The organism is Oleiphilus sp. HI0079, assembly GCF_001635105.1.
This window is the reverse complement of the sequence record NZ_LWFT01000912.1, coordinates 1-837: the sequence shown is the minus strand read 5'-3', so window position 1 is coordinate 837 and position 837 is coordinate 1. Positions and strand designations below refer to the sequence as shown.

Here is an 837-nt window from a genome sequence, read left to right as displayed (position 1 = left end):
GTGTGAATCGGTTTGTTTGGGTTGGCTGGCTTTCCAGGGCTTTCATAACGATTTTCATGATTCCAGAATAGTCATCGCTCCCTAATTCAGAAATAACTCCCTCTGCATGCTGTTCAAGTTGCTCGACTGACATCGCTTTGAGCGCTGCAACCAGCTCAGGTTCGGGAAGTCGAAGCACATCTTGAGTTGTTAGTTGAGGCATTATCTTTTCCTTGGTTGCTAAACGTACCGGCAGACTAAGCGAGCCGTTGAATGGAGTGAAATTTTCCGTTGTTATCAAACTGAATGATAAAGCTTCCCTTAACGCCGTCATGGCTAGTGAATGAGCTTAGAATATTGGCTGGGAATTGCACGCTTCGTCCATCGCGGCTTTTTGTGCGAACAATCTGTGCCTCTCCTCTGTACAGTCGAAGCCATTCTTCGCGGTGAATACTTAGGTCAATGATCAGTTCTTGCATGGTGTTTTATACGTGTCTAACAAACCAATAGCGTTCCCAAAATAAGAGTACTTTTTCTGGGTATTTGGTTCGGCCAAGGCTGCCATTATAACGAGCTAAAGCGCGAATAAGGTTGCCTTTTTCTCGATCGAGATAGTGCTTTAGGATGGTGCAGCCGTATCTGAGATTCGTCGCCATATCCATCAAATTATCTTCCGGACGGCCAATCTCATTTTTCCAGAATGGCATCACCTGCATCAATCCCTGTGCGCCGACAACAGAAATAGCAAAGCGATTAAAGGCGCTCTCGACATGAATGACCGAGAGAACAAGCTCGGGCTCGAGACCCGCGCGGCTTGCCTCTGCATGTACCATCTTTAGGAAAGCAACGCGTTCAGTC

The 837-nt window shown here is 46.8% G+C and carries 3 protein-coding genes; all 3 read right to left on the bottom strand.

Annotated elements, in window-relative coordinates:
• A partial coding sequence (locus A3750_RS16860; RefSeq protein ID WP_156498668.1) for a hypothetical protein occupies nt 1-202 on the bottom strand: 202 nt, incomplete at its 3' end.
• A 34-nt stretch (nt 203-236) separates the two neighbouring features.
• Nucleotides 237-458, bottom strand: coding sequence for a DUF2835 domain-containing protein (locus tag A3750_RS16855; protein WP_068453918.1), 222 nt, complete (start codon nt 456-458; stop codon nt 237-239).
• Nucleotides 459-464: 6 nt separating this feature from the next.
• Nucleotides 465-837: lytic transglycosylase domain-containing protein (locus A3750_RS16850; protein ID WP_156498667.1), on the bottom strand; the 373-nt coding region annotated here is incomplete at its 5' end.

Excerpts from the sequence above, each read along its gene's own strand:
- A3750_RS16855 (WP_068453918.1), bottom strand. The coding sequence starts at position 458 with ATGCAAGAACTGATCATTGACCTAAGTATTCACCGCGAAGAATGGCTT.